The organism is Micromonospora sp. NPDC048843 (assembly GCF_040649965.1).
In the GTDB taxonomy this organism is placed as follows: Bacteria; Actinomycetota; Actinomycetes; order Mycobacteriales; family Micromonosporaceae; genus Micromonospora; species Micromonospora hortensis.
Genome location: NZ_JBEZGJ010000033.1, coordinates 42924 through 49142, shown reverse-complemented (window position 1 = coordinate 49142; position 6219 = coordinate 42924). Strand labels below are relative to the sequence as shown.

Annotated in this window: 6 protein-coding genes; 5 read left to right on the top strand and 1 reads right to left on the bottom strand. The window is 67.6% G+C overall.

Going from position 1 to position 6219, the window contains the following annotated elements:
* On the top strand, positions 1–911 hold a 911-nt coding region (locus AB0C20_RS11230), incomplete at its 5' end, for a glycosyl hydrolase (RefSeq protein ID WP_357567846.1).
* Positions 912–983: 72 nt separating this feature from the next.
* Here the strand turns inward: AB0C20_RS11230 and AB0C20_RS11225 are convergent.
* Positions 984–1754: a FadR/GntR family transcriptional regulator gene (locus AB0C20_RS11225; RefSeq protein ID WP_210781643.1), complete on the bottom strand. Its 771-nt coding sequence runs from the start codon at positions 1752–1754 to the stop codon at positions 984–986.
* Between the two features lie 147 nt (positions 1755–1901).
* On the opposite strand from AB0C20_RS11225, the gene AB0C20_RS11220 reads away from it, so the two are divergent.
* From AB0C20_RS11220 to AB0C20_RS11205, 4 genes are read left to right on the top strand one after another with little or no spacing between them, the layout of a single operon-like run.
* The gene (locus AB0C20_RS11220) at positions 1902–3164 is read left to right on the top strand and encodes an extracellular solute-binding protein (RefSeq protein ID WP_357181795.1); all 1263 of its coding nucleotides are present in this window, start codon (positions 1902–1904) and stop codon (positions 3162–3164) included.
* Between the two features lie 10 nt (positions 3165–3174).
* Positions 3175–4149 (top strand): sugar ABC transporter permease, encoded by a 975-nt coding sequence (locus AB0C20_RS11215; protein WP_238686464.1) that lies wholly within the window; start codon positions 3175–3177, stop codon positions 4147–4149.
* Positions 4149–4976, top strand: a complete 828-nt coding sequence (locus AB0C20_RS11210; protein WP_238682275.1) for a carbohydrate ABC transporter permease — start codon at positions 4149–4151, stop codon at positions 4974–4976. Before AB0C20_RS11215 ends, AB0C20_RS11210 begins: the two co-directional genes overlap by 1 nt.
* A gap of 1 nt (position 4977) precedes the next feature.
* Entirely contained in the window at positions 4978–6201 is a 1224-nt protein-coding gene (locus AB0C20_RS11205) for a mandelate racemase/muconate lactonizing enzyme family protein (protein WP_357181798.1), read from the top strand.
* The last annotated feature ends 18 nt before the right edge of the window (positions 6202–6219 follow it).

The following is a 6219-nucleotide window of genomic DNA, read 5'->3' as shown; positions in this document are numbered from 1 at the left end:
AGGTGCAGGGCGCGTCCACGGCTGACGGTGGGAACGTGGTGCAGTACGCCGACTGGGGTGGCACCAACCAGCAGTGGCAACTCGTCCAGGTGGGCGGCAGTAACCCGCCGCCGTCGGGTGGTAGCGGGTGCGGCAAGGCGCCGACGCTGGCCAGCGGCACGCACACGATCCAGAGCAACGGCAAGAGCCGGACCTTCATCCTGAGGGTGCCCGCCAACTACAACAACAGCAACCCCTACCGGCTGATCTTCGCCTTCCACTGGCGGGGCGGCACCATGCAGGAGATCTCCTCCGGCGGCACCAGCGGGACCCCGTGGTCCTACTACGGGCAGCAGGAGCAGTCGAACAACAGCGCGATCCTGGTGGCGCCCCAGGGATTCGGCAACGGCTGGGGCAACTCCGGCGGTGAGGACATCGTCTTCGTCGACGACATGATCAGCCGGATCGAGAGCAGCCTCTGCGTCAACCCGAGGCAGCGGTTCGCGCTCGGCTTCAGCTGGGGTGGCGGCATGAGCTACGCCGTCGCCTGTGCGCGGGCCAACGTCTTCCGCGCCGTCGCCGTCATCTCCGGTGGGCAGATCAGCGGCTGCAGTGGCGGTACGCAGCCCATCGCGTACTTCGGGCTGCACGGCATCTCGGACAATGTCCTGGGCATCTCGGGTGGCCGGGCGTTGCGCGACACGTTCGTCCGGAACAACGGCTGCACCGCGCAGAGCCCGCGCGAGCCGGCGGCCGGCAGCCGCACGCACGTCACGACCACGTACTCGGGTTGCCGGTCCGGTTACCCGGTGCAGTGGGCCGCGTACGACAACGGCCACATGCCCGGCCCGGTGGACGGCACCTACGCCGAGAGCGGCATCACCACCTGGACCAAGGGTGAGATCTGGAGGTTCTTCGCCCAGTTCTCGTGACTCTTGTCGGCCACAGCTGGCGGCGCCTGCTCCCGTACCTCGGGGGCGGGCGCCGTCCGTTGCCCGCGATGATCAGCGTTCGAGGCGGACCGGGCTCCCCGAGCCACTGCGACGGACCAACCAGGCCTCGGTGATGTGGGTGAACATCGCCTCGGCGGCGCCGTTGGGGTCGTGGGCCGCGATGCGTTCGTAGATGCGTCGGTGGCCCTGATTGGACGCCACGCACAACGCCCGTTCGGTCCGGCCCATGTACCGGGCGGTGTTGATGACCTGGCTCTCCAGCGCGCGTACGACGCCGCGGGCGATCCGGTTCCCGGATGCCTGCATGATCGTGTCGTGGAAGGCCCGGTCGTGGTCGTGGTAGGTCACGTGGTCGTCGACGAGTTCGTCCATCCGGTCCACCATGGCCCGCAGTCGATCGACTGTCCCGCTGTCGGCGAGGCGGGCGGCGACGTTCGCCATGTCGGATTCCAGCACCCGCCGGGTGACGACCAGGTCGTCGAGTATGGCGAGGCTGTCGTCCACGGCGATGGTGGCCGCGAGGACGAGCTCGTCGAGCATGTCCCAGTGTGACGGTGGGGTGACCATGGTGCCGGCGCCCTGACGGACCTGCACCAGCCCCTTCTCCTGAAGGATCTTCACTGCTTCCCGGACGACGGTCCGGCTCACGCCGAAGGTCTCGCAGAGGATCGGTTCGGGAGGCAGGGACGACCCGGACGGGTGTACGCCGCGGACGATGCGCTCCACCAGCTCGGCGGTGACCGCCCTGGCGAGGTTGGTCGGCCGACGCACCCACGCCGGGGTAGCCGGGCTGTTCAGGGCTGTCTCCTGCGGTGGCGTCATGTCCCCCTCCGAATGGCTCGCCGTGGCACGACGTCTGGGTCAGTGTACGGCCGACTGTTGACGTCACACGTCATACGAGTTACCTTCCGGTCAACATTTGGCTCGCGGGACACCCGCCGGCCACCCCCCATATAGAGGTGACAATCGATGAGACAGCGCGCAATATGGTCGGCCGTCCTCGTTGTGGGCCTGGCCCTGGCCGGTTGTGGAAGTGCTAGCGATTCGGGCAAGTCAACCAGCTCGGACGGCAAGTTGGTCGTGTGGGACTGGAAGTCCGGCGAGCCGTTCGCCAAATCCTATCTGGAGAAGGCCAAGGCCGACTTCAAGAAGAAGCACGCCGACGTCGAGGTCGAGTTCGTCGCGCAGCCCTTCGACCAGTACTACACCCTGCTCGGTGCGGCGATCCAGTCCGGCAAGGGCCCGGACGTCATGCTGTTCAACGGTGGTGGCCAGATCCGCGACCGGGTGGACGCGCTGGTGCCCCTCGACGACTACGTGGCCGAGGACAAGCAGCGGTTGGCCGGCTGGGAGGCGTTCGCCAAGGACGGCAAGACCTACGCCTCCCCGGTGACGCTCCAGGGCTACCCCATCTACTACAACAAGGAGATCTACCGGAAGGCGAACCTCGACCCGGCGAGCCCGGCCACCACGTGGGACAAGTTCGTCGCCGACTGCGCCGCCATCGCCAAGGCCGGCGCCAAGTGCTTCGCCCTCGGCAACAAGGAGGGCGTCGGCATCCAGTTCTGGCTCTCCAGCCTGGGCTCGACCACCCTCACCGCCGCGGAGTACGACGCCTGGATCGCCGGCAAGCGCGACTGGAACTCGCCCAACGTCAAGCGGATCTTCCAGACCTGGAAGGAGGCCGGCGACAAGAAGATGAACAGCGACGGGGCCAACTCGACCGCCATGTTCAACGACTCGTTCGCGCTCTTCCAGTCCGGCAAGGCCGCCCACGTCATGGGTCTGATGTCGGACGTGGGGCACTGGCAGGACTTCAACGAGTTCCTCACCCCGGAGAAGCTCGGCGTCATGAAGGCCCCGGTCGTCACCGCCGGCACGACCCCGACCCTCCCGTACGACGGTGGCATCGGCTACGCGGTCGCCAAGTGGACGAAGGACCCGAAGGTGGCGGCCGACCTGGTGCGCGCCCTGAGCTCGGCCGACGCGTTGAAGGCCTTCTACGCCGACGCCGGCGCGATCGCCGCCGACACCACCATCGACGTGTCGCAGGCCGGGCCGGCCGTCGGCACGCTCGTCAGCGAGCTGAAGAGTGGCAAGCCCGCTCTGCACGTGGCGCTCTCCTCGAAGACGCTGGACCTGATGGGGCGCCTCTCTCAGCAGCTGCTCAGCGGGTCGATCACCGTCGACGAGGTGGTGAAGCAGTTGGCCGCTTCCGACCAGGCGGGCTGACCTCGTGCCGATGGGAAACACGCAACCGTCGGTCCGTCCGGCTTCGGCCGGACGGGCCGGCGGGGCGGCGGTCACCCCCGCCGCGCATCGGAGTGGCGCACGACCCCGTCGCACCCGTGGTGGCCTGAGGGCCGAGCGATACGCCCCCTACATCCTGGTCCTCCCGGCCGTCCTGATCATCGTGCTGCTGCGGCTCTACCCGCTGCTCCTCGGCGTCAACTTCTCCTTCACCGGCGACGGTGAGCAGAACGGGACGGCTGTCGGTTTCGGCAACTACCGTGAGCTCTTCGCCGACCCGTTGTTCCAGACCGCGCTGAAGAACGTCGGCCTGCTGGTGCTTCTGCTGCCGGTGGCGGTGGCGATCCCCGGTCTGCTCGCGACGTTCATCTACCTTCGGGTGCCGGGCCACCGCTTCTACCGCAGCGTCTACTTCTTCCCGGCGGTGCTGTCGCCGGTCATCGTCGGTGCGATCTTCAACCTGTTGCTCGCCTTTGACGGCCCACTCAACGCCGTGCTCGGGTCGTTCGGTGTCGGTCCGGTGGACTGGCTCGGTGACCCGGACATCGCGATGTTCATGGTGGTGGGCGTGCATATCTGGGCCACCTTCGGGATGGCCCTGGTGGTGTTTCTCGCCGGCTTCGCCACGCTGGACGCCGCGCTCCTGGACGCCGCCCGGGTGGACGGGGCGACGCTCCGCCAGGTCGTCTGGCACGTGATCATCCCGGCTCTCTCGCGCACCATCCAGTTCGTCTTCGTGACCACGATGATCGGGATGCTGACCTCGATGTTCGGCCTCCTCTACATCATGACCAGTGGCGGGCCGGAAGGGTCGACGTACCTGCCGGAGTTCTACATCTGGAAGCAGCAGGGCCAGATGAACCGTCCGGCTCTCGCGTCGGCAGCCTCGACGATCCTCTTCATGATCATGCTTGTCGTGGGGCTTCTCCAGATCAAGCTGCTCGAACGATCCGGAAAGGAGGACTGATGTCTCGCCTCCGCCTGGGACGGTGGCTGGTCGCCATCCCCATGTCGCTGCTCGCCCTGGCGACGATCTACCCCCTGCTGTTCACCGCCAACGTCGCGATGAAGACCCGGCGTGACTACATCCTCGACCGGTTCGGCCTGACCGACGCCCTGCGCTTCGAGAACATCAGCACGGCGTGGAACAGCGTCGGCATGGGCCGTTACTTCGTCAACTCGCTGTTCGTGGTGACGGTGTCGGTGCTCCTGCTGCTGCTGTTCGGGTCGATGGCCGGCTTCGCCCTGAGCCAACTGCGGTTCCGTGGCTCGTCGGCGTTGTTCCTGGGTTGCCTCGCGGGGCTCTTCATCCCGTTCCAGGTGATCATGGTGCCGCTCGCCCGGATCATGGCGGACACCGCGCTCATCGACACGTACCCGGGCCTGATCCTGGTCTACGTGGCCCAGTTCCTGCCCTTCACGGTCTTTCTCATGACGAGCTACTACAAGGGCATTCCGCCGGAGATCGTCGACGCCGCACGGATCGACGGCAGCACCGTGTACGGCGTGTACCGCCGGATCATGCTGCCGCTGGGCACCCCGGCGCTGCTGTCGGTCGGCATCCTCAATGCCCTGTTCTGCTGGAACGACGTTCTCATGGCGCTGGTGATGATGCCCTCGGCCGATCACCGGACGCTCATGATCGGGGTGACCTCGCTGCGCGGGCAGTACTCCGACAACATCCCCACCTTCGCCTCAGGGGTGCTGATCGCCGCGATACCCGTCCTGTTGGTCTACCTGTTCCTCCAGCGCCAAATTGCCGACGGCGTGGCCGCCGGTTCCACGAAGGGTTGACATGCGGATCACGGGATATCGGACGCTCTCCACGGTCCAGGAATGGGGCCGACCAGTCGGCGACGCCAACGGTGTGTTCGCCGACGGGGTGGTCCCGGTCTCGATCGTCATCGTCGACACCGACGAGGGCATCTCGGGAGTCGGCCTCGGGCCGCACGTCGAGATCGAGCGGATCTTCCCAGCCATCGAGGGTGAAGACCCCCGGGCCGTGACGTCCCTGTACGACCGCATGTTGCGGCACACCTTCAAGGCTGGCCACGCGGGGCCGGTGTTCGGCACCATCGGCGCTCTGGACACCGCGCTGTGGGACATCAAGGCGCAGGCCGCAGGCGAGCCGCTGTGGCGGCTGCTGGGCGGACGGGACCGGCGGGTCACCGCCTACGCGTCCGGGCTGGACATCGGGCTCACCGACGACGAACTCGTCGCGGAGTACGAGGTCTACGCCAGCCACGGCCTGCGAGCTGCCAAGCTCAAGGGCGGCCTCGACATCGAGCGGGATCGGCACCGCCTGAGCCTGGTCAAGGAGGTCCTGACCGAGGCCGGGCACGGTCGACGGCCGGGCCTGATGCTCGACGTCAACGAGGCGTGGACCCGCAAGCAGGCGGTCCGGCATGTCTGCGAACTGGAACGCACCCTGGATCTGATCTGGATCGAGGAGCCGGTCCGGCGCTGGGACGCCGAGGGTCTCGCAGCGGTCAGCCGAGGCGTGTCCGCGTCGGTCGCCACCGGTGAGAACCTCACCGGGCTCGAACAGTACCGTCCGCTGATCGCCGCCGGCGCGGTCGACATCGTCCAGATGGCGGCTGTCTGGGGGGTCACCCACTTCCTGCGGGCGTCCGCACTGGCCCACGCCCACGATCTGCCGGTCAGCCCGATCGGCAACAGCCCGGTCGGGCTGCTGCACGCCGCGACCTCGGTGCCGAACCACCTGACCAGCGAGTTGCAGGACCTGCACTCACCCGTTGGTGTCTCCATCGACCTGCACGTCGAGGATGGCGCCTTCATCCTCGGCAACTCACCCGGGCTCGGGGTCCGGGTGGACGAGGAGCGGATCCGGGCGGTCAACCGCCGTCCGCAGGCGCAGACGGCCGACAGCCCGAACGTCCGGCCGGAGCGGGCCGGACGACGGCTGCTGGCCGGGGTCGACGGGGTGATCCCCACCCGCCAGGTGCCTGTCGTGTCGCTGAACTCCCACAACGAGGTGTCGCCGACCGTTCGGCACTGAGCTGACAACCAGAACAGG